Annotated in this window: 21 protein-coding genes and 1 riboswitch; of the genes, 9 read left to right on the top strand and 12 right to left on the bottom strand. The window is 69.8% G+C overall.

Annotation, left to right across the window (positions count from 1 at the left end; translation table 11 throughout):
- Positions 1–54: 54 nt before the first annotated feature.
- Positions 55–1890, bottom strand: a complete 1836-nt coding sequence (locus tag R3I40_RS06615; RefSeq protein ID WP_285262423.1) for an ABC transporter ATP-binding protein — start codon at positions 1888–1890, stop codon at positions 55–57.
- Complete coding sequence (locus R3I40_RS06610; protein WP_246370666.1) at positions 1887–3644, bottom strand: ABC transporter transmembrane domain-containing protein; 1758 nt, start codon at positions 3642–3644, stop codon at positions 1887–1889. The genes R3I40_RS06615 and R3I40_RS06610 overlap by 4 nt, the downstream gene beginning before the upstream one ends.
- A 107-nt stretch (positions 3645–3751) precedes the next feature.
- On the opposite strand from R3I40_RS06610, the gene R3I40_RS06605 reads away from it, so the two are divergent.
- From R3I40_RS06605 to R3I40_RS06590, 4 genes are read left to right on the top strand one after another with little or no spacing between them, the layout of a single operon-like run.
- Entirely contained in the window at positions 3752–4357 is a 606-nt protein-coding gene (locus R3I40_RS06605) for a mycothiol-dependent nitroreductase Rv2466c family protein (RefSeq protein WP_239374118.1), read from the top strand.
- Between the two features lie 43 nt (positions 4358–4400).
- Positions 4401–4856 (top strand): ribose-5-phosphate isomerase, encoded by a 456-nt coding sequence (locus R3I40_RS06600; protein WP_183375022.1) that lies wholly within the window; start codon positions 4401–4403, stop codon positions 4854–4856.
- Between the two features lies 1 nt (position 4857).
- Positions 4858–5862 carry an Fpg/Nei family DNA glycosylase gene (locus R3I40_RS06595; RefSeq protein ID WP_285262424.1) on the top strand — a complete coding sequence of 335 codons (1005 nt, stop codon included), beginning with the start codon at positions 4858–4860 and terminating at the stop codon, positions 5860–5862.
- Positions 5862–6347 (top strand): GNAT family N-acetyltransferase, encoded by a 486-nt coding sequence (locus R3I40_RS06590; protein WP_285262425.1) that lies wholly within the window; start codon positions 5862–5864, stop codon positions 6345–6347. The genes R3I40_RS06595 and R3I40_RS06590 overlap by 1 nt, the downstream gene beginning before the upstream one ends.
- 22 nt (positions 6348–6369) lie before the next feature.
- On the opposite strand, the gene R3I40_RS06585 is transcribed toward R3I40_RS06590, so the two are convergent.
- Entirely contained in the window at positions 6370–6777 is a 408-nt protein-coding gene (locus R3I40_RS06585) for an ankyrin repeat domain-containing protein (protein ID WP_311199395.1), read from the bottom strand.
- 97 nt (positions 6778–6874) lie between these two features.
- Complete coding sequence (locus R3I40_RS06580; RefSeq protein WP_285262426.1) at positions 6875–8461, bottom strand: HNH endonuclease; 1587 nt, start codon at positions 8459–8461, stop codon at positions 6875–6877.
- A gap of 552 nt (positions 8462–9013) precedes the next feature.
- Here R3I40_RS06580 and R3I40_RS06575 point away from each other — a divergent pair.
- On the top strand, positions 9014–9484 hold the full coding sequence (locus R3I40_RS06575; RefSeq protein ID WP_285262427.1) for a DUF6318 family protein: 471 nt from the start codon (positions 9014–9016) through the stop codon (positions 9482–9484).
- 488 nt (positions 9485–9972) lie between these two features.
- Positions 9973–10584, top strand: a complete 612-nt coding sequence (locus tag R3I40_RS06570) for a hypothetical protein (RefSeq protein WP_285262428.1) — start codon at positions 9973–9975, stop codon at positions 10582–10584.
- Positions 10585–10605: 21 nt separating this feature from the next.
- Here the strand turns inward: R3I40_RS06570 and R3I40_RS06565 are convergent, their stop codons facing one another.
- The 5 genes from R3I40_RS06565 to R3I40_RS06545 form a co-directional block, all read right to left on the bottom strand.
- A complete protein-coding gene (locus R3I40_RS06565; protein ID WP_285262429.1) occupies positions 10606–12729 on the bottom strand; it encodes an ATP-binding cassette domain-containing protein in 2124 nt (707 codons plus the stop codon).
- Positions 12730–12742: 13 nt separating this feature from the next.
- Positions 12743–13348: an ECF transporter S component gene (locus R3I40_RS06560; RefSeq protein WP_183375008.1), complete on the bottom strand. Its 606-nt coding sequence runs from the start codon at positions 13346–13348 to the stop codon at positions 12743–12745.
- 53 nt (positions 13349–13401) lie between these two features.
- Positions 13402–13506: riboswitch (TPP riboswitch) on the bottom strand.
- 59 nt (positions 13507–13565) lie between these two features.
- Positions 13566–14138: a hypothetical protein gene (locus R3I40_RS06555; protein ID WP_239374134.1), complete on the bottom strand. Its 573-nt coding sequence runs from the start codon at positions 14136–14138 to the stop codon at positions 13566–13568.
- Entirely contained in the window at positions 14135–16132 is a 1998-nt protein-coding gene (locus R3I40_RS06550; RefSeq protein ID WP_285262430.1) for a M13 family metallopeptidase, read from the bottom strand. The genes R3I40_RS06555 and R3I40_RS06550 overlap by 4 nt, the downstream gene beginning before the upstream one ends.
- Positions 16133–16194: 62 nt before the next feature.
- A complete protein-coding gene (locus tag R3I40_RS06545) occupies positions 16195–17013 on the bottom strand; it encodes a hypothetical protein (protein ID WP_183375002.1) in 819 nt (272 codons plus the stop codon).
- 249 nt (positions 17014–17262) lie between these two features.
- Between R3I40_RS06545 and R3I40_RS06540 the strand changes: the two genes are divergently transcribed.
- Positions 17263–18285 (top strand): ADP-ribosylglycohydrolase family protein, encoded by a 1023-nt coding sequence (locus tag R3I40_RS06540; protein ID WP_239374137.1) that lies wholly within the window; start codon positions 17263–17265, stop codon positions 18283–18285.
- Positions 18286–18345: 60 nt separating this feature from the next.
- Here the strand turns inward: R3I40_RS06540 and R3I40_RS06535 are convergent, their stop codons facing one another.
- Positions 18346–20925, bottom strand: coding sequence for an FtsX-like permease family protein (locus tag R3I40_RS06535; protein ID WP_285262431.1), 2580 nt, complete (start codon positions 20923–20925; stop codon positions 18346–18348).
- A 14-nt stretch (positions 20926–20939) separates the two neighbouring features.
- Complete coding sequence (locus R3I40_RS06530; protein ID WP_183374996.1) at positions 20940–21695, bottom strand: ABC transporter ATP-binding protein; 756 nt, start codon at positions 21693–21695, stop codon at positions 20940–20942.
- Positions 21696–21828: 133 nt separating this feature from the next.
- Here R3I40_RS06530 and R3I40_RS06525 point away from each other — a divergent pair, with 133 nt between their 5' ends.
- Both R3I40_RS06525 and R3I40_RS06520 read left to right on the top strand, forming a co-directional pair.
- On the top strand, positions 21829–22290 hold the full coding sequence (locus R3I40_RS06525; protein WP_285262432.1) for a DUF1801 domain-containing protein: 462 nt from the start codon (positions 21829–21831) through the stop codon (positions 22288–22290).
- On the top strand, positions 22287–23585 hold the full coding sequence (locus R3I40_RS06520) for an MFS transporter (RefSeq protein WP_285262433.1): 1299 nt from the start codon (positions 22287–22289) through the stop codon (positions 23583–23585). Before R3I40_RS06525 ends, R3I40_RS06520 begins: the two co-directional genes overlap by 4 nt.
- Here R3I40_RS06520 and R3I40_RS06515 read toward each other — a convergent pair.
- On the bottom strand, positions 23578–24765 hold the full coding sequence (locus tag R3I40_RS06515; protein ID WP_285262434.1) for an MFS transporter: 1188 nt from the start codon (positions 24763–24765) through the stop codon (positions 23578–23580). The genes R3I40_RS06520 and R3I40_RS06515 overlap by 8 nt on opposite strands.
- Positions 24766–24780 lie beyond the last annotated feature (15 nt).

Genomic DNA, 24780 nt, shown 5'->3' with positions numbered 1-24780 from the left:
GGGAATCGAGTATGGGTCGAGCCTAGCGGATCACACGCGGGAGCGCCTGAACGCTCACCGGCTCCAGGCCGCCCACAGCCGCGCGTACTGACCATCCGCCGCGAGCAGATCCGCATGCGACCCGGACTCGATCACGTGCCCGTCCGCCATCACGAGGATCCGATCGGCGTGCATCGCCTGGGAGAGGCGGTGCGCCACGATGACGGTGGTGCGGCCCTCGGCCACAGCGAGCGCTGCGCGCTCCAGCACCCGGGCACCCGAGGACCCCTCGTCGGCGGTCGCCTCGTCCATCACGAGGATCGCCGGGTCCTTCAGCGCGACGCGCGCGAGCGCCAGCTGCTGCGCCTGCTCCGCGCTCAGCCGCTCGCCCTTCTCCCCGACCGCGGTGTCGAGCCGGTGGGGGAGGAGCTCCGCCCAGGAGTCCGCGCCGACGGTTCCCAGCGCCGCCCACAGGTCCTCCTCGCTCGCGTCGGGCGCTGCGAGGCGCAGGTCGTCGGCGAGGGTGCCGTGGAAGACGTGCACGTCCTGGCTGACGATCACTGCATGCGCCCGCACTGCGTCCAGCTGCGCCCGCGAGAGATCGGCGCCGCCATGGCGCACCGTCCCCTCACTGGGCCGCAGCGTGCCCGCGATGATCGACGCGAGGGTGGACTTCCCCGCACCGGAGGCGCCCACCAGTGCGATCGTCTCGCCCTCCTCGATCGTGAGGTCGATCGGCTCCAGAACGCGGCGCTGCCCGTAGGAGTGCGCGATCCCCGTCAGCTCCACGGACCCGTCGGCCGGCTCTTCCGGCCCGGGGGAGACCGCGGGGTCGATGGAGACGATCACGCCCACCATCCGCATCAGCGACGCCGCCGCCGACTGCGCATCATCCAGGGAGAAGATCAGCGACTGCAGCGGCCACAGCAGGGTCAGAATGTAGATCCCGGCCGACGCCACCACCCCGACCGGCACCCCGACGGAGTTCACCAGGAAGAAGCCCAGGACCAGCACCAGGGTGATCGCCAGCAGCTCCGGCACTGTCATGATCCAGGCCACCGAGATCACCAGGTTCATGATCCGCATCTTCAGCGAATAGGCGGAGCGCGACAGCGCCGCGACATGCCGCGTCTCGCGCTGCTCGATCTCGTAGGCGTGGACCGTCGGCACACCGTTGATGGCGGACAGCAGGCCCTGCGCTCGCGCCCCCAGCGCGATCCGCTCCACCCGGTAGATGCGGTTCGTGCGCGGAAGGAACCAGCGCAGCGCCGCGATGTAGAACGGCAGGATCGCCACCACCACCAGCAGCAGGTACGGCGACAGCATCGCCAGCGCCACCAGCGTGATCGTGATCTGGAAGGTGACGGTGATGATCCACGGGACGATGTTCGTGACGGCCTTCGCGGTGACGGCGACGTCGTCGGCGACACGGGAGAGGGCATCGCCGATCCCGGCCCGCTCCATCGTCTGCGCCGGCAGGTCGAGGGCGCGATCGATGACGTCCTCGCGCATCCCCGCCAGGAGACGCTGCCCGAGCGCGGACACCTGCGCCTGCCCGAGTGCAGAGCACACCGCCTGCAGCACCCCGACGCCGACCATCACCGCGGCGAGCACCCACACGCCCTCCATGCGGCCGCCCTCGGGCGCGGTCACCACATCGACGACGGTGCCGATGAGGCGAGGCACCGCGGCCCCGGCGATCGCGGCGGCGAGCACCGTCAGCACCATCAGCACGAACGCGAGGCGCATCGACCCCAGGCGCGTCAGCAGGAAGCGAAGGGTCTGCCGGCCGGTCGCGATCGGCAGCAGTTCGGCATGGCGGGACAGCTGCCGGGCGACATCGTCCTCCTCCCGCATCGAGGTGATGAGGTCGAGCTCCCGTTCGCTGGCCTCGTTGGTCGGCATGGTCATCGCTTCACCACCTCCGCATAGTCGTCCCGTTCCATCAGGTCGAAGTGCGTGCCGCTGACCGCACCCGTCGGCGCGAGGAACACCACCCTGTCCGCCTGCACCAGCAGGGACGGGGCGCGCGTGAGGATCAGGGTCAGCCGGTCCGGGACGCGCCGCGCGGCGGCGAGCGCTTCCCCGATGTTCTGCTCGGTCACCGCGTCGACCGCGGTCGTGGGGTCGTGCAGCACCAGCGCCGGCGGATCAGCGGCGACGGCGCGGGCGAGCGCAAGGCGCTGCCGCTGCCCGCCCGACAGGTTCGAGCCGCGGTCCTGGATGCGGGTGTCGAACCCGTCGGACAGGATCCCCAGCAGATCGAGGGCCCCCGCCGCCTCCAGTGCGCTGCGCGCCCACGCGTCCCCGTCGTCGAGGTGGTCGACGCTCTTCTCGGGGGCGCGGGTCGCGAGCTGTTCGCGCAGCGTGCCGTCGAAGAGGTCCACGGTGTGCGGTTCGATCAGCAGGTCCCGTCGGCGCTCCTGCAGCGTGCCCGGCGTGATCGCCTCCCCACCGAGCGACGCCGACGCGTCCCCAGCCGTTCCGGCGAGCGCCGTCAGGACGGTGTGGGCGTCCCGCGCAGTCGGTGCAACAACACCGACGACCTCCCCGTCGGCCACCTCGATGCAGCCGTCCGGCAGCTCCAGGGCGAGGGGGCCGACGCCGTCCCGACGCGGCCCGTTGCCGCGCGTCACCGGCGCCGCTTCGCCAACGGCCGGCGACGCGGCGATCGCCTCGCGGATCACGGGGTCCTCGTGGGTGCGGCCGAAGTCCGCCATCAGGCGGTCGATGCGCTTCGCGGATGTGGAGATCGACGCCCACCACACGGGCACACCGGACAGGCCGTGCATCATTCCCGACATGGTGCGGATCAGCGACACCACCGCGATCAGGGCGCCGACGGTGATAGCGCCGCTGAGCGTCAGAGACGCCGCGAGCACCACCACCGACGCGATCATCAGCGTGGACACCAGGATCATCATCCCGTTGGCGACACCGGAGAACCGAGCGTTCGTCAGCGCCGCCCGCAGCGCGACCCGGGACGACGCCCGGTAGTTGAGCCGGGCCCGGTGCTGCACACCGAGGCCCTGCAGCACCCGCAGGCCGTGCACGAGGTCGGTTGCGGTGGAGGCGGCGTCGGCGGCGCGGGACTGCTGGTCGTCGTACTTGCGGGACAGCACCGGCGTCACCACCCTCAGGCCGACGATCTCCAGCAGGATCCCGATCAGCACCGCCAGCCCCAGCCACGGTGACACGAACGCCATCCACGCGCCGGCGCCGAGCACGGCGATCGCGGCGGGCAGCGCCCACCCGATCATGTCGAAGAAGTCGGGCGCATTGTCGGCGTCGCTTGTCGCGATCGACAGCACCTCACCGGCGGGCCGGTCCACCGGCCGCGAACCGGGGTGCAGCGCCGCGGCGGTCAGCGCGACCCGCAGGTTGTGCTGCTCCGCCATCCGCAGCTGCATCGCCCAGTGGAAGCTGAACGACCATGCCGCCATCGCCACGAGGCGCACCAGCACCGCCAGCGCCGCGAGCTGCAGCAGGAGGGTGAGGTCGCCGCCGAGGATGCCGCGGTCCACGGCGAAGCCGAAGATGATCGGAACGCTCATCTCGAGGGTTTCCGTGACGATGGAGGCGGCGACTGCGGCGGTCACCTTCGCGGGGTGTCGAGCGATGATGGTGCGCAGAGTGCGCACGTGCGCCGCAGTCGGAGAAGTCATGACCTCGATCCAACCGCCCCGGTCGCCTGGTGGCAAGTGGATTTCCCAGCGGCCGGGCTCTGACACAATGGAGGGGCTGACTGCACGATTCGAGGAGGAACCAGTCCATGGCCCAGATCGTCGACGTCTTCGTTGACCCGACCTGCCCGTTCGCCTGGCTGACCAGCCGCTGGGCGCTCAACGCCGCTGAGGTGCGGGACGTCCGGATCCGCTTCCAGCCGATGAGCCTGTCCGTCCTCAACGAAGGACGCGACCTCGACCCCGACTACATGGAGGCGATGCGGAAGGCGTGGGGCCCTGCCCGCCTGCAGCTCGCCATCGACGAGCAGCACGGCCAGGACGCCTTCTCCACCTGGTACACCGCCTGGGGCACACGCTTCCACGTCCAGGACCAGAAGGACGACTACCGCCGCGTCGCCGTCGAGGCGCTCGAGGAGGCCGGCCTGCCGACGGACCTCGCCGATGCGATGGACACCGACACGAACGACGACGCGCTGCGCGCCGCACAGAAGCGGGCACAGGACCTCGTGGGCGATGACGTCGGCACCCCCGTCATCTCCTTCGGCTCCGGTACCGCCTACTTCGGTCCCGTCCTCTCCCGCGCCCCGCGCGGCGAAGAAGCCGGCCGGCTGCTCGACGCCATGGCCACGATGGCGGAGATCAACGGCTTCGCGGAGCTCAAGCGCAAGCGCGACCCCCTCGACTTCTCCTGACCCCGTCGGCCCCCACCCCCACCACACCCAAGGAGCACCGTCCATGCAGGTCCACATCGGCACCGACCACGCCGGCTTCGAACTCAAGAACCGCCTGGTCGAGGCACTGAAGGCGAAGGGCCACGAGGTCACCGACCACGGCGCCCACACCTACGACGCCCTCGACGACTACCCGCCGTTCTGCACCGCAGTCGGCGAAGCCGTGGTCGCCGCGCCCGGCAGCTTCGGCATCGTCATCGGCGGCTCCGGCAATGGTGAGCAGATCGCCGCGAACAAGGTGAAGGGCGTGCGCGCCGCCCTCGTCTGGAACGAGGACACCGCCAAGCTCGCCCGCCAGCACAACGACGCCAACGTGATCTCCGTCGGTGCCCGCCAGCACACGGAGGACGAACTGGAGCACCTGATCGACCTCTTCCTCGCCGAGCCGTTCAGCGGCGATGAGCGTCACGTGCGCCGCATCGAGAAGATCGCGACGTTCGAAACCACCGGCGCCTACTGAGATGCCCGAAGGCCATTCGATCCATCGACTGGCCCGCGCGATCACAGCCGCATTCGGGGACACCCGGGTGCGGCTGTCGTCGCCGCAGGGCCGGTTCGCGGAGGAGGCGGCCCAGCTGGACGGCTGGCACCTCCACCCGGCCGACGCGTTCGGCAAGCACCTCTTCCTGCCGTTCTCGCCCGACGCGGACACCGACCCCACCCTGTTCGTCCACATCCACCTGGGACTGTACGGGTCGTGGACGTTCGCCGGCGACGCCGATTTCGCGATCGCGCACGCGATCGGTGCGCCCCGCAACCGCATCCATGAGGAGGGCACGGACTGGCGGCTGATCCAGCCGGGACAGAACGTGCGCCTGCGCATCACCGGCCACCACGGCCTCGCCGATCTCACCGGCCCGAACCAGTGCCGGATCGTCGACTCCGCCGGCCGCGCTGAGGTCACGGCCCGGCTCGGCCCGGACCCGCTGCGCGCTGATGCCGATCCCGACGTGTTCGTGGACGTGGTGAAGCGCTCGCGGACCACGATCGGTGCGCTGCTGATGAACCAGCAGGTCGTCGCCGGCATCGGCAACATCTACCGCGCCGAGCTGCTGTTCAGGGCTCGCCTGGACCCCTATGTGCCCGGCCGGGACCTGTCGCGACCCGCGATTCGCGCGATCTGGGACGACCTGGTGCCGCTGATCCGCTACGGGCGGCGCACCGGCCGCATCGTCACCACGCAGCCGGAGCATCGGGCGATTCACGCCGCGATCCAGGAGCGGTCCGTCCCGACCTACCAGAACGATGACGGCCACCCGGATGCGGTGCCGCGGGAGGAGTCGTTCTACGTGTACCACCGGCAGAACCTGCCGTGCCGCATCTGCGATGCGACGATCCGCACCGCGATGATGCAGGGCCGCACCGTGTTCTGGTGTCCCCGCTGCCAGCGCCGGCGCGTCAACGCCGCCCGTTGGATCCTTGACCATCCCGCCGGCCCGTGGGCCGAGCCCGAAGGAGCTGTTTGATGTCGACCCTGATCACCCTGGATGCTGACCTTCCGGAGGGCATCACGATGCATGCCGCTCACATCCGGGACATCGACCCGGTGATGCTCTACCGGCTGGCGAAGCTGAGGCAGGACGTGTTCACGATGGAGCAGGGCGCCACGGACGCGGATCTGGATGGTCGCGAGACTGAGGACGGCACCCGCCTCGTGTGGTGTGAGCGCGACGGTATTCCGCTGGCGCATCTTCGTGTCCTGGATGATGGCGCGAATCTTCGCGTCGGGCGTCTCGCGGTCAGCAAGGACGCGCGGAGGCTGGGCCTGGGCGGCCGCGTGATGCGGGCGGGCCTCGATCTGACGGAGCAGATCGACGCAGACCGCGTGGTGAAGATCGACGCGCAGTCCTACCTGGAGCAGTGGTACCTCGGCATGGGGTACGTGACCACGGGCGATCACTTCATGGAAGCCGGCATCGACCACGTGCCGATGGAGTTCCGGCACCGCTGAGGCCGCGTCGCCGCCGCGGGGGTCAGGAGTTGAACAGCTCCGTCATGTCGGTGCGCTGGAAGAATTCGGCGGTGGCGCGGGCCGACGGGTTCCCGGCGTCGAGGTCGGCGCCGCCGTCTTTGAGTGCTCTCACGGTGTCGATGTCGTTCTTGAACACGGCGCCGGCGATGGGGGTCTGACCGCGATCGTTCTGGCGGTCCACGTCGGCCCCGCGTTCGATGAGTTCGCGCACGAGGTCGGTGTGGCCGTGGTAGGCGGCGAGCATGATCATGGTGTCGCCGTTGGCGTTCTGCATATCGAGGGGAGCGCCGGCGTCGAGCGCGGGGCGCAGCAGTTCCAGTTCACCGGCGCGGGCAGCGTCCATGATGGCGTTGGCGAGTTCGACGGCGTCGGCATCTGGCATGGAGTTCTCAGAGAAGTCGGTGTTCACGCATCCCAGCCTATCGGGGACCATTCATGGGCTCCCGCGTAATCCCGAGTGTCCCCTCTGTCTGCGCGCGGGGACGCGGTGAATCGACTGCGAAGGGTCACTGGATCATCCGCATGGTGCGCGGCGGTGGGAGATAGTCGCACGCCGTTATGAATCTTCGGCGCAGCGGGGTGCTGCGGGTCCGTTCGTGTCCCGTCGCCGGAGTGCTGGTGGCTCCGGCCGGACTTCGGTGGATTGGTGCTGCTGGGCTGTAGCTCGGGTAGTGGGTGGTGATGGTGCCGACGGTGTTCGCCCACGTCAGACCGTCACCCCTCGGTGTGGGACGGGCCTTGTGGATGTGGTCCGACTTGGTGAGGTTGTCGGAGGCGTCGAGCGCGGCGCCGTTGCTGATGCTGGTCGGTCCTCCGCGGGTGGCGGGGTGAATGTGGTCAGTGTGGGTGGCGGTGCCGTTGCAGTAGGGCGCTTCGCAGATGCCACCGGCGCGCATGCGGATGAATTCGGCCATGGCGCCGGTGAATCGGCGCTTCTTCTGTTCCATGTGGATGAGCTGCCCGCTTGTGGGGTGGGTGAACAGCCGGCGGATCCAGGCGGTGTCCGGGTTCCTTCGGATCGCGCTGACGAGTTCCTCGAGCGGGACGGGGTTGTAGCCGTCGATCAGTGCGGGCCCGCCCTTGTCCGGCTCGAGCAGCTGCCGGTCCGTCATAACGATGTTGAGGGTGAGACTGGTCGGCGATGCGGGCCGGTCTCCGGTGATGATCTGGGCGAAGGCATCCGCCATCGCCTGATGATGCGTCAATTGGAAACGTTTCATTCCTGTCGTGCCCGCAACCTGCTGTGATGCGCTGGTTCTGCTGATCGGGTCCCCGTCGGCGCCCCCGATGCCCCCGACGTCAGGGCACGGCTCATTGTTCCGTTCGCGGATGAGCGCGTTCGCGGCGGCTTCGAGTGCGGTGAAGGCACGGTGGGCGGTCAGGCGGGGGAGGACGGCGCGGATGATGCTGGTGCCGTCGTCGGCGTCGTGGATGGTGACGCGCCGATTGTGGTGGGCGCGTCGGGTCCGGTCGCGGAGGACCTGCGGATCCAGATCGGCTATGCGGCGCCGCGCCTGATTGCGCCACGCACGAGTTCCGGCCGCTGACAGCTGTGCGGCGTCCTCAGCGAGAACGTCATCGAGGCGCTGTTGGTGCTGAAGCGTGGGCGCGAGCGCGGCTTCGCCCGTGATGGCGAGGGCGGATTCGTGGTCGATCCTGCCGGCGGCAACGGCGTCACGCAGCTTCGGCATGGAGGTGTTCATCAGAGCGTGAGCGGCGATGAGACGGCGGGCCCTGTGGTGGGACTGGCGCATCCATGTGCCGATCTCATGGGCGGCGGCCCGAGTCGCGATCTGGCGTTTCGCCAGGGCAGCCGCGGCGGAGTCGCTGGGGTGGGGCGGGTTCTCTGCGACGGTGGCCGCTGTGGCCTGAGCAGCCAGAGAACCCATGAGAAGGGTGATCTGATCACGCGCAGCAGCGACCACGGTGGTGGCGGGTCCGTATTCTTCGGCGTGGGTCAGCGGCTCGGCCATGAGCTCGTCGTGCAGAGTGGAGATCTCCTCAGCGAGAGCGAGCGCAGCGGAATGTATGCGGTCCAGTGTGGGGTTGGTTGAGCGCGGGAGCTCGTGCAGGGGACCGAGATCGATCGCCATCGCTGAGTCGCCTCCTTTCGCTGATAGTCGAGTGGTCCTCCGGCGAGGGAACCGCCGGTCTGTGCTGTGTGGACGTCTGTTCCGTGGGGTTCCGGTCGTGCCGTCAGCGTAGGAGAGGGGTGCGACATTTAAAGTCGGGGGGTCTGTTCCTGCTGGTCAGGGCTGGTTTCTGCCGGATTTTCGCGGTGGAGAAGTGATCGTCCCCAGTGACGGCGTGAGGTCGACGAGGACTGCGAGAGGTCACGGTCTGTCCACAATTTCTGTGATTCACGCCCGCGGGTGCTGGTGAGCTGGTTGGGTCGTGGGCATGACTGTTCCCTCCCCAAGGAGACGATGATGTCCCCTCGAACCCTGCATCGTTCCTTCACGGCCACGTCAGCGGCGCTGCTGCTGGCGGTCGGCGCGGCGGGCTGCGCGCCGAAGGATGAGCCGCCGAAGATCACCCCGAAGCCCCAGCCGAGCAGCAGCGCTGCGGCGTCCGACGGGGGCGGTGACGATACTGCCGCGCCTGCGTCCGATGGTGGTGGGTCTGAGGGGTCGACGGATGCTGCCGTGGACAAGAGCAAGCTTCCGCCCGAGAACCGCAGCCTCAGGGCACCGGACCCTAAGGACTACCCCGGGTTCTACGAGGAGACGGATGAGGGGGAAGTCGCTACGCTCCACTACTTTGTCGACGCTATGTATTACCTAGAAGCCACCGGCGACCCAAGCGCAGTCAACCTCGTGACTGACGATTCCCAATGCAGCGCGTGTGTTGAAGCAAGAGACAGCGCGGTGGAGGCAACCAGTTCAGGTAATTACAAGTCGCAAAGACGCGCACAGATTCTTAGCACTAATTATGTCCGGACCGATGAAGAGGCAGGAGCCTACCTCGAGTACACCGTGACGCCAGGAGCCGTGCTGACTGGCGATAACGCAGGCCAGGAGATCGAAGGAGCACAGTTCGCGACAGTGTCGTCAGCGACGTGGAGCGACGGCCACTGGAAACTCACTGCGATCGCATCGCGGAGGCTCGACCGATGATTATCCCGACTGCTGGCTCCGCGTACCTCGCTCTAGCGCTCATTGTTGCTCATGGGAGCGTTCCTATCTCCAGCGAACAGGAAAATGCCGACCACTGGCAGAGCAGGTCCGGCCAAGATTCAATGGAGGTACTCCTCGACCGCCGGGGACCACAAGCAGGCCAACATGGCCAGTCCAAATCGAAGAGTACCCACAAAGTCGGCGGCCACCGTCATACGTCGAGCGGTGAAAAAACAAACCGACCTCAGAGGCCCCATGCCCGCCCTCCGCGGTTCATGGCTCTGCAGGGGACGATCGACGGTACGGACTGCATCCCTGGCATGGTCTCCTCCTGCGGTGTTGCGGAACTGACCTGTCTCGAGGATTCGGCGACTGGTGCACAGTCCGTCGCCTACCGCCGGCGCGGATCACCAGTACCCGAAGGGATGCGCCCGTGCACCGCGAAACCGGCTGAGCCGGCGAAACCCGCGGCGCAGGAAGCCGAGGCGATGCCGACGGTGCAGGCGAACGCCACCGGGTTCGGTGAACTGGTCATCACGCCGCCCACAGGCATGCGGGCGCCCGGTTTCGACTACGTTCCGGTGCGGATCCCGATCACGTACTGGGCCAAGGGCGACGAGGTGCAGACGCACACCCAGACCATCCTCGGCCACGAAGTGACGATCACTGCGCGCGCTGAGTCCTACGAATGGGACCTCGGCGACGGCAACACCCTCACCACCACGTTCCCGGGTGGGGCGCCGACGACGAAGGGGCCGGGCGCGATCTTCCATTACTACCGGTTCCAGGGCTGGTACCAGGTCACGATCCGCACCACCTACTCCGGCAGCTATTCCATCGACGGCGGTGAGGAGATCCCGATCGACGGCACGGTCACGCTCGATTCCGACCCTGGCTGGTTCTATTCGAAGTCGCTGCGGGCCCGGCTCACGGGTGAGAACTACGAGGCGAAGCCGATCGAGGTGCCGCCGCGCACCGCTGAGAACCTCGGCCGACAGGACCCAGCGGCTGAGCATCGCGACCTGACCGAGGCCATGAACGACCGCTATGAGAAGAAGCGCCTCGACCGAATCCGCGAACGCGGTGCCCGGCGCGGATGAGCCGGCGGCGGCTCCTCCAGATCAGCCGAGCAGGAGGCGCGCAGCGAGCGGAACGAGCGCGAAGACCAGCACCAGCACCAGCCCCACCGCGTCGATCCGATGGAACCGCGAGCGGTGTGCCCAGGTGCGGTCCTTCGCCTCCGCGAAGCCACGTGCATCCATCGCCACAGCCTGAGTCTCCGCACCCCGCAGTGTCCACACCAGCAGGGTGAGGGTCGCCCCCGCATACAGGGCCACGGGGTTCCGTCGGTGGATTCCGCGCACCCGTCGGATCAGCAGGATCTCCGACCATTGGGCCCGGATGTGCCCCACCCGGACCAGCCCCGCGGTCATCGCCGCCATCGCCCGCGCAGGCATCCGCAGATGCTGGGCGAGCGCCTGCCCGAGCCGAGTCGGATCCACAGCCTCCGCCAGCACAGCACCCGGGGCCACGAACGCGAACAGGCGCAGCGCCTCCGAGGCGGCGAGCGCCCACGTCGCCGCCTCACCCCAGGGTCGGCCGGACAGAAGCAACGTCGACCAGGCGAGGGACAGCGCCGCCAACGACACCGGCAGCAGGCGCAGCCCCAGCCGTTTCGGCGTCCGCGCCGCGAGCGGCACCACCAGCAGCGTTAACGATGCCGCCACCGCACCCACCAGCAGTGAATCCACAGCGAACGACCCGATCGCCGCAGCCAGCGCCACGGCGATGATGACCAGGGGATTCATGCCGTCGGCGGGCACGACCGGCGAGCGGCGCACCCGCGGAATCGGCGCGGAGGCAGCCCCGTCGGCCGGTCGGCGATGCATATCGGAGCGGGAGGCCGACGGGACCAGCGGCACCTCCCGCTCCGCCTCCGCGACCAGACCCGGATCGTGCGTGGCCGCGATGACGGCGACCCCGGCGTCGCGCTGGGCGCGGATCATGTCCAGCACGTCACGGCGGGCGAGGGGGTCGAGCCCCACCGTCGGCTCATCGAGCAGGAGAACGGGTCGGTCCGATGCCGTGGCGGCGGCGAACGCGAGGCGTCGCTGCTCCCCGCCCGACAGGGTGAACGGATTCGCCTGCGCCAGGTGGCCGATCCGCACCTGCTCCAGGGCAGCACGTGCCGCCGCCTCGGTGACGCCGGGCGTCGTCATCGCCTCGCCGAGGACTGTCGACGCGCAGAACGAGATCTCCGGATTCTGCGGTAGGAAGGAGCACGGCCCCTCGTCGATGAGGCGGCGCAGCAGGGTGGACTTCCCAACGCCGCTCGGGCCGGTCAGCACCACCAGGTCGCCGGGATGAGCAGTGACGTGGACGGTCTCAGCGAGAAGATCGGATTCAGCGAGGGCGCCGTTGACGTCCAGGACAGGGGCCGATGAGTGCGCGGGGGGCCGGTCGTGAAGAGCAGATGCCGCCGGAGGAGCGGCAGGCGAGGCTGGGGCGGGAGGAGCACTGCACGGCTCGATCGCGAGACCGAGCTCGCACAGCAGCTCCGGCTGGTGCAGGTCGATCCGCTCCGGTGCGTCGTCCGCGAGGATGCGGCCGCCCGGACCGAGGACGATCACGCGGTCCATCTCATCCCACCAGGCGTCCAGGCGGTGATCCGCGATGACGAGGGTGCGCCCGGTGGCGTCGGCGGCGGAGAGGATGGAGGCGCGGATTTCGCGGGCCGTCGCCTCATCCACCATCGACAGCGGCTCATCCATCAGCATCACCGCACTGGTCACCGCGAGAGTACCCGCGAGTGACAGGCGCTGCTGCTGGCCGCCGGACAGGGCGAACGGGTCGGTGTGCAACGGCGCATCGAACTGCGCGAGGGCGCGCGCCCGCTCCACCGTCTCCGGCATGTCCGCGGGCGGCACCTGTTCGTTCTCCGGTGCGAAGGCGATGTCCAGCCCGGCGTTCGCGGCGACGATCGCGTGCGCCGGGTTCTGCACCATGAGGGCGCGGCGGGACGCGTCCGCTGGCTCGGGCGGCACCTCACCGGTGGTGTCCCCGTCGGCCAGGAGGCCCGCGAGGGCCCGCAGCAGGGTCGATTTGCCGGACCCCGACGCGCCCGCCAGCAGCACGCGCTGCCCAGCGGGGATGCTGAGCGTGACATCGGTGAGCGTGGGGGAGCGGCGGCCCACCGGGGTGAAGGTGAGGCCGCGCAGTGCGAGGGCGGAATCGGTCGGGGTCACGGCGGCGGGCATGTCAGACCGCGGTGCGCTCGGCGTGCTCCCGTCCGGGAGCGAAGCGGTTGATCGCACCGGTGGATGCCAGCAGACGGGTCAGCAGAAGGCCCAGCCCAGCGGTCAGGACCAGCCCGGAGATCAGGAAGAACACCAGGTACATGCCCTTGAAGAACACGTCCCACTCGGGGAAGTACGCGATGATCTCGTAGATCCATTCGAAGAACACCGACAGGCATGCGCCGAGGGCGGCGGGTGCCCAGCCGAAGCGGCGGTAGCCGAACACGGCGAACCCGATCTCCATGCCGAGGCCCTGAGCAGCGCCGGAGATGACGGCGCCGATGCCGAAGTGGGAGCCGAGCAGGGCCTCCAGGATCGCGGCGATCATCTCCGCGCCGAGCGCGGCGCCCGGTTTGCGGACGATCAGCAGCGCGAGGATCGCCGGCAGGCACCAGATGCCCGTCAGGATGCCTTCGGCGGGGCGGAACAGCGCCGTGACCGGACCGATCGCGGTGTAGAACAGGGAATATCCCATGAAGGCCACACCGAAGGCGACGCCGATCAGCACCGTGACGAGGATGTCGATGGTGCGCCAGCCGCGCTCGGGGGCGGTGGGGGTGGTGGTCATCGTGGTCTCCTTTCCCAGCGGAAAGGGCCGGTGGGTGCGCTGTTCGCCGCCACCGGGAGATCGTCCCGACTTCCTTCGCCGGTGCTAACCGGATCAGGTTCGAGGGTCTGCGCGCCTGCGCACTCTCAGCACCGCTCGGTGCTCCCCTGTCTGACAATGACGGCCACGAGTGTAGGCGCTCCCGGCGGGAGGGGGCCAATCGGCGGGGCCGACGGGTTCAGCGCTTCGCCCGGATCACCTGCGCGAGCGTGTGCGCCGCCGCGTCCGGGTCGACGGGGGACAGCAGGAAGCTGCGGCCCCGATGCCCGGCCACTTCGACGATCCGCCCGCCCTTGGTGACGGCGCATTCGGCGTCCTGCCGCTCGTCGACCGCTGTCAAACGGCGCAGGCCGTCGACCTCCTCGATGGCGGACATCTGGGCGCGCAGCACGCGGCCGCGCCGCAGACCGAAGCCGCCCACCTGGGTGCCGACCTGGTCGCCGGGGATGCGGCGGATCTGTACGGTGCGGAACTCCTCGGCGGGCCAGGTGCGGGCGGGCCAGAAGCCGCCGCGCGACACGGTGATCCCCTCGGGGTCCACGATGAAGGTGAGGGACTGGTTCATCCATTCCCGCACCGCCAGCGCCGTGAACAGCACGATGAACGCGGCCGCGACGAGGAGCGCCTCGGCGCCCCGCATCCACAGCACCAGGGGGACCGCGACCAGGGCGATCACCAGCGGTGCTGCGATGCGGGTCCAGCCGACGGGGCCGGGGGTGATCCGGCCCTTGTGGAACAGGTTCTTGCTCACCAGATCGACACGCGCTTCTCAGGAGCGAGGAACAAGGAATCGGACTCCGTGACGCCGAACGCGTCATGGAACTCGTCCATGTGCCGCACCACGCCGTTGGTGCGGAACTCGGCGGGCGAGTGCGGGTCGATCGCGAGACGACGGATCGCCTCGGCTTCGCGGTACTTGGCGCGCCAGATGACCGCCCAGGCGAGGAAGACCCGCTGGATGCCTGTGAATCCGTCGGCCCCCGTCTCGTCGGCGGTGTCGCCGGCGAGGTGGCGGTAGGCGTCCAGGGCGATCGAGAGTCCGCCGAGGTCGCCGATGTTCTCACCGATGGTGAAGGCGCCGTTGACGGTGTGCTCGTCGTCGAGGTCGCGCGGGGACATCGCGGAGTAGTCGTCGATGAGGGCGCGGGTGCGGTTCTCGAACTCCGTGCGGTCCTCCTCCGTCCACCAGGAGCGGAGGTTGCCTCGTCCGTCGTACTTGGATCCCTGGTCGTCGAATCCGTGGCCGATCTCGTGGCCGATGACGGCACCGATTCCGCCGAAGTTGACGGCGTCGTCGGCGTCCATGTCGAAGTACGGGGCCTGGAGGATGGCGGCGGGGAACACGATCTCGTTCGCACCCGGGTTGTAGTAGGCGTTGACCGTCTGCGGGGTCATGTGCCACTCGTCCGGGTCCACCGGCTGGGCGAGCTTCGCCATCTGGTGGGCGTGCTCATGGCGGGCGACGGCAAGGCGCTGATGCAGCAGGGAACGGTCGTCGATCTCCAGCTCGTCGTAGCGGCGCCACGTCGCCGGGTAGCCGATCTTCGGCGTGAACTGCGTGAGCTTCTCCAGGGCCTTCTCGCGGGTTGCGGGGGTCATCCACTCCAGATCGGTGATGGAGCGGCGGTAGGCGTCGATGAGGGCGTCCACCAGTTCCTCCATCCGCTGCTTCGCCTCCGGCGGGAAGTGCTCGGCCACGTACATCTCACCGATCGCCTCACCGAGAGCGTCCTCCACGAATGCGACGCCGCGCTTCCACCGCTCCTTCAGCTGCGGGACACCGGTCAGGGTGGTGCCGAAGAACTCGTGGTGCGCGGCGACGAACTCATCCGACAGATACGGCGCGGATGCGACGACGAAGTGCAGCGCCAGCCACGCGCGCAGGTTCTCCAGCGGTTCGTCCGCCCACAGTGTGCTGACGCCCTGCAGGTACTCCGGCTGGCCGACGTTGATGTCGGTCAGCTCGGCGAGGTCGACGCCGAGACCGCTGAAGTGGGCATCCCAGTCGAAGGCGGGGAATGCGGCGGCGCGCTGATCGGCGTCCATCCGGTTCGTGGACTTCTCGCGGTCCCGCAGGCGCACCACGTCGACGTGGTGAGCGGCGATCCGCTTCTCCAGGTCGACCACGGTCTCGGCGAGGGCACGGGCGTCACCGTCGGGCAGGCCGGCGCGGCCCGGCAGGGATGAGAGGTCGGCGAAGCGGGCGAGGACATCGGTGTACGCCTCGACGATCGGGGCGTACTGCTCCTGGCGGTAGAAGGACTCGTCGGGCAGGCCGAGGCCGGACTGGAACACCTGCGCCTGGTTGCGGGAGGAGTCGTCGGCGTCGTGCCACACTCCGACCGCGATGACGGCGGTGGCGGACTCGGGGCGGGCGGCGACCTCGGTGAGGGCCGAGCGGGAGTCAGCAGCGAGGATGCGGCCGACGAACTCCTCCAGCGGCTCGGCGCCGGCGCGGTTGGCCGCGTCCTCATCCATGAACTGGGTGAACAGGGCGCCCACCTTGTCGGCATCGGACTCGATGGTTCCGCGGTCGGCCTGGTCGGCGGCGAGCCGCTGGGCGAGGGCGTGGACGCGCTCCTCGGAGAGGTCCCGGAGGCGGGTGAATTCGCTGTCGCCGGACTTGTCCTCTGCGATCTCGTGGGCGGCGAGCCAGGCGCCGTTGACGTGGCCGAACAGGTCATCCTGGATGCGGATGGAGGGGTCCCGCTGGGACAGGTCGAGACCGGACGTGGGCGTGCTCATGCACTCTCTCCTTCGTGGGGTGGGATGCAGTGACCCACGCTACCAGCGGTGAGAGGCCGAGATCACACGCCGATCGTCGCGGGCACGAGCACGAGTGCGATCGCCAGCAGGAGGGTGAGCACGGAGATGACGATCGGGGCGTACAGCCACGGTGAGCGGGCGCGCCTCTCAGCGCTGTAGCGCTGCACCACCAGGGTGGAGAACCCGGAGGCGACCGACAGGATGAACGCCGCGCCGGCCATGATCGGGGCGGCGGCCACGAGGACGGTGGCGGCGAGCTGGAAGATCAGCACGGCGGCGATGTCCACGAAGCGCATGGTCATGGCGCGGCGCACCGACAGCTTGTCGTTGAGGACGGACAGCACCGTGTTCTTCGACCAGTCGCCGGGGCGGAGGATCCGTCGGCGGCTCATCACCAGCTGGGCGGTGGTCAGTACCGCCCACACGGTCATCGCGCCCACGCCGATCCACAGGCCGAGCGGGCCGGGGCCCTCGCCGACGAACAGGACGAGGCCGAGCAGGACCACCGCGAGGCGCAGCGCCTCCTCGAAGCCGACGCGCGCCACCAGCAGCACGGGGGAGTTCGCGAGGTCGCCCGCGACTCGGCTCGCCACGGCGCTGAGCGCGATGAGGGAGGCGAGGTGGCCCAGGCCCATGCCGATGCCGAGCAGGAGCACGAGCGGGCTGGACGGGGTGAGGATGAGGGAGCCGGCGATCAGGACGATCGCGAGGGCGGGCACTGCGAGGGAGAGGACCGCGAAGCCCTTGCCGAGGCCCTGCACCACGTCAGAACCGGTCGGCCCGTGGTCGTGGTCGCTGCCGCAGGAGCAGGCGTTCGTCGCGGGGTCCACGGTGTGGTCGGCGGCGGTGTTGGCTGACACGGATTCTCCTTCTTGCAGGTCGGCGTTCAGGATACCGTCGGGATGCGGCGGCTCTCGAGGGGTGCCGACGGGGCTGTGAGGCTTTCGTCAGCGGTCGACGTGAACTCCATGTCTTTTCGGATCGAATTCCCTGCGGCCGCGGAGCCTTATGTGGGACGATTTCCCTGATCAGCAGGGGTGCCGACGGCGACGGAGCCGCGGCCGTCTCGCCGCTGATGCCCTCGCAGGTCGACACCAGGAAGGAGCGCCGTGACGCCCAGTGAGCTCACCGAGGAGCTGCGGGAACGCGCCCTCGGCTCCATCCTGACCGCCGCCACCGGCGACGCTCTCGGAGCTCCCTACGAGTTCCAGCCGCCCATCTCCTCCTCCGAGGACGTCGACATGATCGGCGGCGGCATGCTGAACTGGGAACCGGGGGAATGGACCGACGACACCTCCATGAGCGTGGTGATCCTCGGAGTGGCTGCCGATCCGAAGATCGGCCCGGACCTCACCAGCACGGAGGCCCTCGACCAGATCGCCGCCGGCTGGTACCGCTGGTCGCTGAACACCCCCGACATCGGGGTGCTCACGTCGAAGGTCATCACCCGCGCTGTGGAGAACGCCTCCTCCGACGGCCGCGCCGTCCCGAGCGCCCACGACTTCCGCTGCTCCGCCCAGTCGATCTACGACACCGACGGGCAGGGAGCCGGCAACGGCGCCCTCATGCGCACCTACGCCGTGGTCACCACCTGCCTGTTCGCCCCGAAGGAGCACCTGACGCGCTCCGTTCTGGCCGTGAGCTCGCTGACCCACGTGGACCCGGAGACCGACGACGCGGGCGTCATCTGGGCGCACGCCATCCGCCACGGCATCCTCACCGGGGAGCTCAACCTGCACGCGGGGATCGACCAGATCCCCGAGGAGCGGCGCACTCTGTGGCTGAAGCGGATCGACGACGCCGCGAGCGCCCCCAGCACCTTCTTCAACCGCAACGGCTGGGTGGTGCATGCGCTGCAGGCCGCGTGCTCCGCGATCTTCGCCGCCGGGGACGTGCCGGAGGACAAGTACGAGCAGCGCGCCTACGTCTCGACCGTGCTCGACAACGCGATCCGCGCCGGCTTCGACACCGACACCGTCGCCTGCATCGCCGGTTCCCTCGTGGGAGCAGTGCTCGGCTCACGGGCGGTCGACCCGATGTGGCTGCGGCGCGTGCACGGCTGGCCCGAGTACACGGCGCGGGACCTCGAGGAGCTGATGGACCACATCCTCGCCCTGCAGACCACGACCTGACACCAGAAGGCCCCCGCTGATGCGGGGGCCTTCTGCGTGCGGGGCCGATCCGGCGGCAGGTCAGTCCGCGGCGGCGAGGGCCTCAGCGGGGGAGACCTTCGCGGCGGACCGCGCCGGGATCACCGAGGCGAGCAGACCCGCGAGGATCGCCAGCACGACAACGGCCAGCAGGGTCACCCACGGGATGCCGATGACGAACGGGACGCTCGCCGGCACCACGGTGCGGGCGCCGACCACACCGAACACGGTTCCGAGCAGGAGACCGATCGCGGCACCGACCAGGGCCATGATGACGCCCTCCCAGGCGAGCATCGCCCGGATCTGTCCCTTCGAGGTGCCGAGAGCGCGCAGCAGGGCGTTCTCGCCGCGTCGCTCCACCACGCTGAGCGAGAGCGTGTTCATCACCCCGACCAGAGCCACGAGGACCGCAACAGCCAGCATGCCGGTGGCGAACATCAGCAGACCGTTGACGGCGGTGGTGAACATGTCGCGCTGAACACCCGGCATGTCCAGTCCCAGACCCGCGGGGTTCTCCTCATCGGCGCCGTCGTCACCGTCCTGGGCCTGCGGGTCGAGGACGGAGCCGACCTCCGTCAGTATGGTGGGCGCATCCGTCTGCTTCCGCTGCGGATCCGAGCGCTCCGCGAGCCGCGCAGCCACCGCCGTTTCGGGCGAGGTCGAGAAGTGCTGGACGGTCTCCTCGGTGGTGAGCGTGAGGCTGAGCGACTCGTTCACGCGGACCCTGACCTTCGTGCCGTCGGGTGCGGTGAGGGTGTCGCCGTTCTTCAGGCCGAAGCTCTCCGCGCGGTCCTTGCCGACGAGGACCTCGTTGTCGCGGACGTCGTCGGCGAGGCCGTCGAGGACGCTGACGCGCTCGATCTCATCCCGGTCGAAGCCGAGGATGGTCATCATCTCGCCGTTCGGCGCCTTCACATCGACGCTGACGCCCTGCACCGCGGTCTCGACTCCGTCGACCGCCTGCGTCCGCTTCGCACTGGAGTCCGTGAAGGCGGCCGAGGAGGCGATCACGTCGAACGGGGAGGAGGAGTTCAGCTCGGTGATCAGGGTGCGCTCCGCGGTGTTCGCGCCCACGCTCATCGTCGCCATCAGCGTGGTGCCGATGACCAGGGCGGTGATGGTGGCGGCGCTGCGGCGCGGGTGCCGGCCGGCGTTCAGAGCGGCGAACCGCCCGGGAACGCCGCCGATGCGACCGAGCACTGCGCGGAACAGGCGCATGATGGCGGGCACCACGACCAGCACACCGGCGATGACGCCGATCATCATGACGATGGTGCCGAGGATCGCCACGAGCATCGGCACCGCGGTGACAGCCGCATCGGGCGAATCGTTGCGCAGGGCCAGGAACCAGCCTGCGGCGAGCAGAGCCGCGCCCGCTGCGACGAGCAGCACGGCGACGAACGTGCGGATCACCCCCGCGCCCTTGCCGGCCGCCGCTTCGATCGGGCGCAGCGCCTCCACGGGGCGCACCTTCGTGGCGGAGATCGCCGGAACGAGCCCCGCGGCCACCGTCAGCAGAACGCCCAGCACGATCGGGACGATGATCGCGAGGATGGACAGGGGCGGCAGCGGCGGGAACGCGGTGGAGGAGGTGATGCGCAGCAGGTTCAGCACACCGGTGCCGGCCAGGTACGCGAGCACCACGCCGATGACGGCACCGACCAGGCCGACGAGGGCGGAGTCCTTCAGCACGAGCCGCACCACCTGGCCGCGGGTGGCGCCGAGTGCGCGCAGCAGCGCGAAGGAACGGCGGCGCTGCGCAACGGTCACGGCGAACGTATTCGCCACCACCAGAGCGGCGGTCACCACGGCGATCGCGACGAACGAGCCGAGCGCCACGGTCAGGGACGCGACCATGACGAGCACGGCGGAGTTCATGTCCTTGATGACCTGCTCGGTGGTGGTGGCGTCGAACCCGTCGGCCTGCAGCTGCTTCACCACCTGGGCCGGGTCGGTGCCGTCCTCGACCTGGGCGTAGATCGCGGGGCCGCCGAACTCCACGGGGTCCCCGGCGAGGGTCGCTGCGCCCTCGCTGGTCATCACCAGCGGGGAGGCGCCGAGCAGGGCGCTCTTGGGGGTGTCCTGGATACCGGCGACCGTGAGGCGGACCGGCTTGCCGTCGGTCACCTTCTGCAGCACCAGCTCATCGCCCACCGCGAGGTCGTTGTCCTCGGCGATGGCGGTGTCGATGAGGACCTCGGACGGCGAGGACGGCATCGACCCGGAGTTCAGGCGCGTGTCGCTGTCGGCGCCGGGAGGCGCGACCTGCACATCGACGAACGCCCCGGGAGTGGCGAACGGGTTCTGATCGTCGATCTTCGACTCATCGGCGACGAGCTTGCCCAGCAGGTTCTCCGGCACCGGCCAGGCGGCCCTGACCCCATCGGTCTTCTCGACATCGGCGGGCGCGATCTGGCCGGCCACGCCGGTCTCGTCGTCGACCGTGGGCTGGACGATCACGTCGGTGCCGGCGTACTGGCCCTCCACCTGAGCGGTGATGATGCCGGACACGAACGTGATCGCGAGGATCACAAGGGACACGAACGCGGTGGCGAGGGTGACGGTGACGACTGCTGCGGCCTGCCGGTGCGCGGGCTGCAGACGCAGACGACTGCGCTTCATGACGGCGGCTCCTCTCACTTCGTCGCGGCCGATGCGTGCGGCACGGCCTCGTCGGCGATGATGCGGCCGTCGGCCAGGGTGATGATGCGGTCGGCGCGCTCAGCGGCGTCGCGCTCATGCGTGACCATGACGACGGTCTGGCCGAACTCCTCCACGCTGGTGCGCAGGAAGTCCAGCACCTCATCGGTGGTGGCGGAGTCGAGGTTGCCGGTGGGCTCATCGGCGAACAGCACCGACGGGCGGGTCACCAGTGCGCGGGCGATCGCGGTGCGCTGCACCTGACCGCCGGACATCTGGCTCGGCAGGTGGGTGAGGCGCTCGCGCAGACCGAACCGGTCCACCACGGTGTCCATCCAGGCGCGGTCCGGCTTCTGCCCCGCCAGCTCCAGCGGCAGCAGGATGTTCTGCTCACAGGTCAGCATCGGCAGCAGGTTGAACGACTGGAACACGAAGCCGACGCGCTCGCGGCGCAGCTTCGTGAGCTGCGAGTCGCTGAGGCCGGTGATGTCGATGCCGTCGATGACGACGCTGCCGGTGTCGAGGCGGTCGAGTCCGGCGAGCATGTGCAGCAGGGTCGACTTGCCGGAGCCGGACGCGCCCATGATGGCGGTGAAGCACCCCCGCTCGATCCGGAGGGTGACGTCGTCGAGGGCGCGGACCTCGGCATCGCCCTCGCCGTAGGACTTCCGCAGTCCGGTGGCGGTCACCTGAGCGGTGGGGGAGGCATCGGCCGACGGGTCCGGCGCGTTCACTGGTGCAGTCGAGGACATGGCGTTTCCTTCGCTCGGGGAATCGGTTCACCACGATCATCCGCCGCGGCGGTTCCCTGCGGCATCAATCGCTGGGAGCGACCCGACGATGCCCGGTCATCCGATGGTTGTAGCTGTCAGATACGCTGGGAGCATGGCGGACGAAACGTTCAGCGCCGCCGAGCGCGCAGCCATGACGCAAGCAGACGCCGAGCGGAAGGCTTTTGCGGCCGCCGCGAAGAAGGGCGGGACCCGCGCGGAGAGGGCCGCGGCGAAGCGCGCCGCGGAGCTGACCGCCTGCACCGACGCGATCGCCGCCCTGCCGGAGAGCGACCGCGCCATCGCCGAAGCCGTCCACGAGATCGTGTTCGCCGAGGTCGAGGACGTGCGCGCCAAGACCTGGTACGGGTTCCCCGCCTACCACCTCGACGGGCCCGTGATCGCGTTCGTGCAGCCCGCCTCGAAGTTCGGCACCCGCTACTGCACGCTCGGCTTCAACGACGGCGCGCAGCTCGACGAGGGCGCGATGTGGCCCACCGTCTACGCGATCAGCGAGGTCACCGAGGACGTGCGCGCACGCATCGCCGAGCTGGTCCGCACCGCTTTCGCCCAGTGACCGAGACCCCCACGCGGCCCGCCGGGACGGCGGCCGAGCGCGCACGGCGGGCCGTCGCCGGCGGCATCGTCGGCAACCTCATCGACCAGCTGCACATCTTCGTGCCGGTGGTGGCGCTCGCCCCGGCGCTGCCCACCCTGATTGGGTCGGACCGCATCGAGCTCGCCGCCGCGCTCGTCATGGCCGCCACACTGATCGGCCGCCCCGTCGGCGCCGCCGTGTTCGGCAGCATCGCCGACCGCGTCTCCCGCACCGCCACCACCCAGATCGCGATCGGCGGCACCGCGCTCTGCTCGCTGCTGATCGCCCTCGTGCCCGGACACGCCACCCTCGGGGTGGGGACACTGGTCGCGCTGATCGCGCTGCGCTTCCTGCTCGGCATCGCCATCGCCGGCGAGTACAGCGCCGCGATCCCACTGGCGATGGAATGGTCGGCGCCGCGCCGCCGCGGCCTGAACTCCGGGCTGATCATGGCGATGGCGCCGCTGGCGCAGGCGTCGATCGCGGCGTTCACGGCGCTCGCGCTGCAGGGCCTCGGCCCGGCCGCCTACGCGCAGTGGGGCTGGCGCATCATCTTCCTGCTCGCCTCCGCCCTCAGCGTCGGCATGCTGCTGTTCTACCGCAGGTTCGTGGTCGATGCGACGGGCGCCGCGTCGTCGACGGCGGCGGCGCGCCTGCGGCTCTGGGACGTGGTGGCCGGCCGGTGGGCGAAGCCGTTCTGGCAGCTGTTCGTCCTCATGAGCGGCCTGTGGCTGATGACCCAGATGACCGTGATCGTGATCGTGGGCCGCCTCTCGGCCGAGGGCGGGCCGGGCCTCGAGGCGGATGACATCGCCCTGATCATGCTCGCCGCCTCCCTCGGCCAGGCCGTGGCGATGGCGTTCGCGGGGCACGCCTCCACGCTGCTGGGGCGCCGCCGCTTCCTGACGCTGTGGGGCGTCGGTTCGGCGGTGCTGGCACCGGCCGTGTGGATGTGGGCAATGGGCACGGGCACGCTGGGCGCGGCGCTGGCGCCGGTGGTCCTGCTGCAGATGGTGACGGTCCCGGTGTACGGCCCGATGGGCGCCTACATCTCCGAATCGTTCTCCGCAGCGGTCCGCTCCCGCGGCTACGGCACGGCCTACTCCGCTTCGATCGTGCTGCCGTCCCTGACGATGCTGTACATGCCGCTGCTCGACCGCGCTCTGGGGCCACTGGTGGCGCCGGCCGTCGTGCTCGGCGCGGCCGGACTGCTGGTGGCGGCCGCCGCGCTCGCCGGACCGGCCGCCCGCCGGGAGGAGGAGCCGCTCAGCTGAGGCGCACCCGTCGGCCCTGGTGGAACGCGACCGCCGCACCCACGAGGCCGCCCGCGACGGTGACCAGCAGACCGATCCTCAGACCCGCCGACACGGACACCAGGCCGATGATCGGCGACGTCGCGAGCATCCCGATCCGCATCGACCACGACAGCACCGTGACACCGGTGCCGTGCCGGAGGCCGGGGATCGCGTCGGCGCCGGCGAGCGCCGCCGGCACGAGCGGGCCGCAGCCCAGCCCCATCAGCATGAATCCGGCGATGCCGACGGCGGGGGAGGGGGCGAGGGCGGCGGTGAGCCCGCCCGCGGCGATGAGGACACCACCGCCCACGGCCGCCATGTGCATGCCGACCCGGTTGCTGATCGGGTCGGTGGCGAAGCGCCCCACGACCTGCGCGGTGAGCGTCAGGGTGAACGCGAGGCCGGCGAGCCCGGGGGAGGCGCCGAGCTCGCGTCCGGTGAACAGGGCGGACCAGTTGTTCGCGACGTCCTCCACCATGGTGCCGGCGATCGCCAGCAGCGACAGGGCCAGCAGGGTGATCACCGCGGGCCCCGCAGGACGGCGCGTCGATGCGGCACCGGCCGGCGCGTCCTCGGCGTCGGCGTCGCGCACGAAGCGCTCAGGTGTGCGGGCTGCGGCCGCGGCCGCCACCACCACGAGCACCCAGATGCACGAGTTGATGCCCATGTGGATCATGAGGGGCACGGAGGCTGCGGCGGCCCAGGTGCCGATCGCGCCGCCGAGCGTCGCACCGATCGACCAGGCGGCGTGCAGGGAGCCGAGGATGGTGGAGTCCTTCCAGCGCTGCACGGCGAGGCCCTGCAGGTTCTGCGCCGTGTCGACGACGGCGTCGGCGGCGCCAGCGGCCATCATCGCGAGGACGAACAGCATCGCCGTGGGCGCACCCGCCGCCGCTGTCACCAGGACCCCCACCAGCACCGACCCGACCACCATGGTCGGCAGGGCGCCTGCGCGCCGGATCACTGCGCCGGCGGCTGGGGCGGCGATGAGGGCGCCGACGGCGACGGCGATGACGAGGAAGCCGAACGCGTCGTCATCGAGGGCGAAGCGGTCCTTCACCTCCGGCAGGCGCGGCATCAGCGAGGCGAGCAGCGCCCCGTTGGTGAGGAACTGAGCGGAGATGCCCAGGCGGGCCAGAGACGGCGAGGGGGTGAACATCCCGCCACGCTCCCA

The organism is Helcobacillus massiliensis (assembly GCF_033106145.1).
Lineage (GTDB): Bacteria > Actinomycetota > Actinomycetes > Actinomycetales > Dermabacteraceae > Helcobacillus > Helcobacillus massiliensis.
Note: the sequence above shows the minus strand (reverse complement) of the source record. Positions and strands in the feature narration are given on the sequence as shown.

What these genes read in the sequence shown, in the direction of transcription:
- R3I40_RS06615 (WP_285262423.1), bottom strand. Translation starts at nt 1,890, where the DNA reads ATGACCATGCCGACCAACGAGGCCAGCGAACGGGAGCTCGACCTCATC.
- R3I40_RS06610 (WP_246370666.1), bottom strand. Translation starts at nt 3,644, where the DNA reads ATGACTTCTCCGACTGCGGCGCACGTGCGCACTCTGCGCACCATCATC.
- R3I40_RS06605 (WP_239374118.1), top strand. Translation starts at nt 3,752, where the DNA reads ATGGCCCAGATCGTCGACGTCTTCGTTGACCCGACCTGCCCGTTCGCC.
- R3I40_RS06600 (WP_183375022.1), top strand. Translation starts at nt 4,401, where the DNA reads ATGCAGGTCCACATCGGCACCGACCACGCCGGCTTCGAACTCAAGAAC.
- R3I40_RS06595 (WP_285262424.1), top strand. Translation starts at nt 4,858, where the DNA reads ATGCCCGAAGGCCATTCGATCCATCGACTGGCCCGCGCGATCACAGCC.
- R3I40_RS06590 (WP_285262425.1), top strand. Translation starts at nt 5,862, where the DNA reads ATGTCGACCCTGATCACCCTGGATGCTGACCTTCCGGAGGGCATCACG.
- R3I40_RS06580 (WP_285262426.1), bottom strand. Translation starts at nt 8,461, where the DNA reads ATGGCGATCGATCTCGGTCCCCTGCACGAGCTCCCGCGCTCAACCAAC.
- R3I40_RS06570 (WP_285262428.1), top strand. Translation starts at nt 9,973, where the DNA reads ATGCCGACGGTGCAGGCGAACGCCACCGGGTTCGGTGAACTGGTCATC.
- R3I40_RS06560 (WP_183375008.1), bottom strand. Translation starts at nt 13,348, where the DNA reads ATGACCACCACCCCCACCGCCCCCGAGCGCGGCTGGCGCACCATCGAC.
- R3I40_RS06550 (WP_285262430.1), bottom strand. Translation starts at nt 16,132, where the DNA reads ATGAGCACGCCCACGTCCGGTCTCGACCTGTCCCAGCGGGACCCCTCC.
- R3I40_RS06535 (WP_285262431.1), bottom strand. Translation starts at nt 20,925, where the DNA reads ATGAAGCGCAGTCGTCTGCGTCTGCAGCCCGCGCACCGGCAGGCCGCA.
- R3I40_RS06530 (WP_183374996.1), bottom strand. Translation starts at nt 21,695, where the DNA reads ATGTCCTCGACTGCACCAGTGAACGCGCCGGACCCGTCGGCCGATGCC.
- R3I40_RS06525 (WP_285262432.1), top strand. Translation starts at nt 21,829, where the DNA reads ATGGCGGACGAAACGTTCAGCGCCGCCGAGCGCGCAGCCATGACGCAA.
- R3I40_RS06515 (WP_285262434.1), bottom strand. Translation starts at nt 24,765, where the DNA reads ATGTTCACCCCCTCGCCGTCTCTGGCCCGCCTGGGCATCTCCGCTCAG.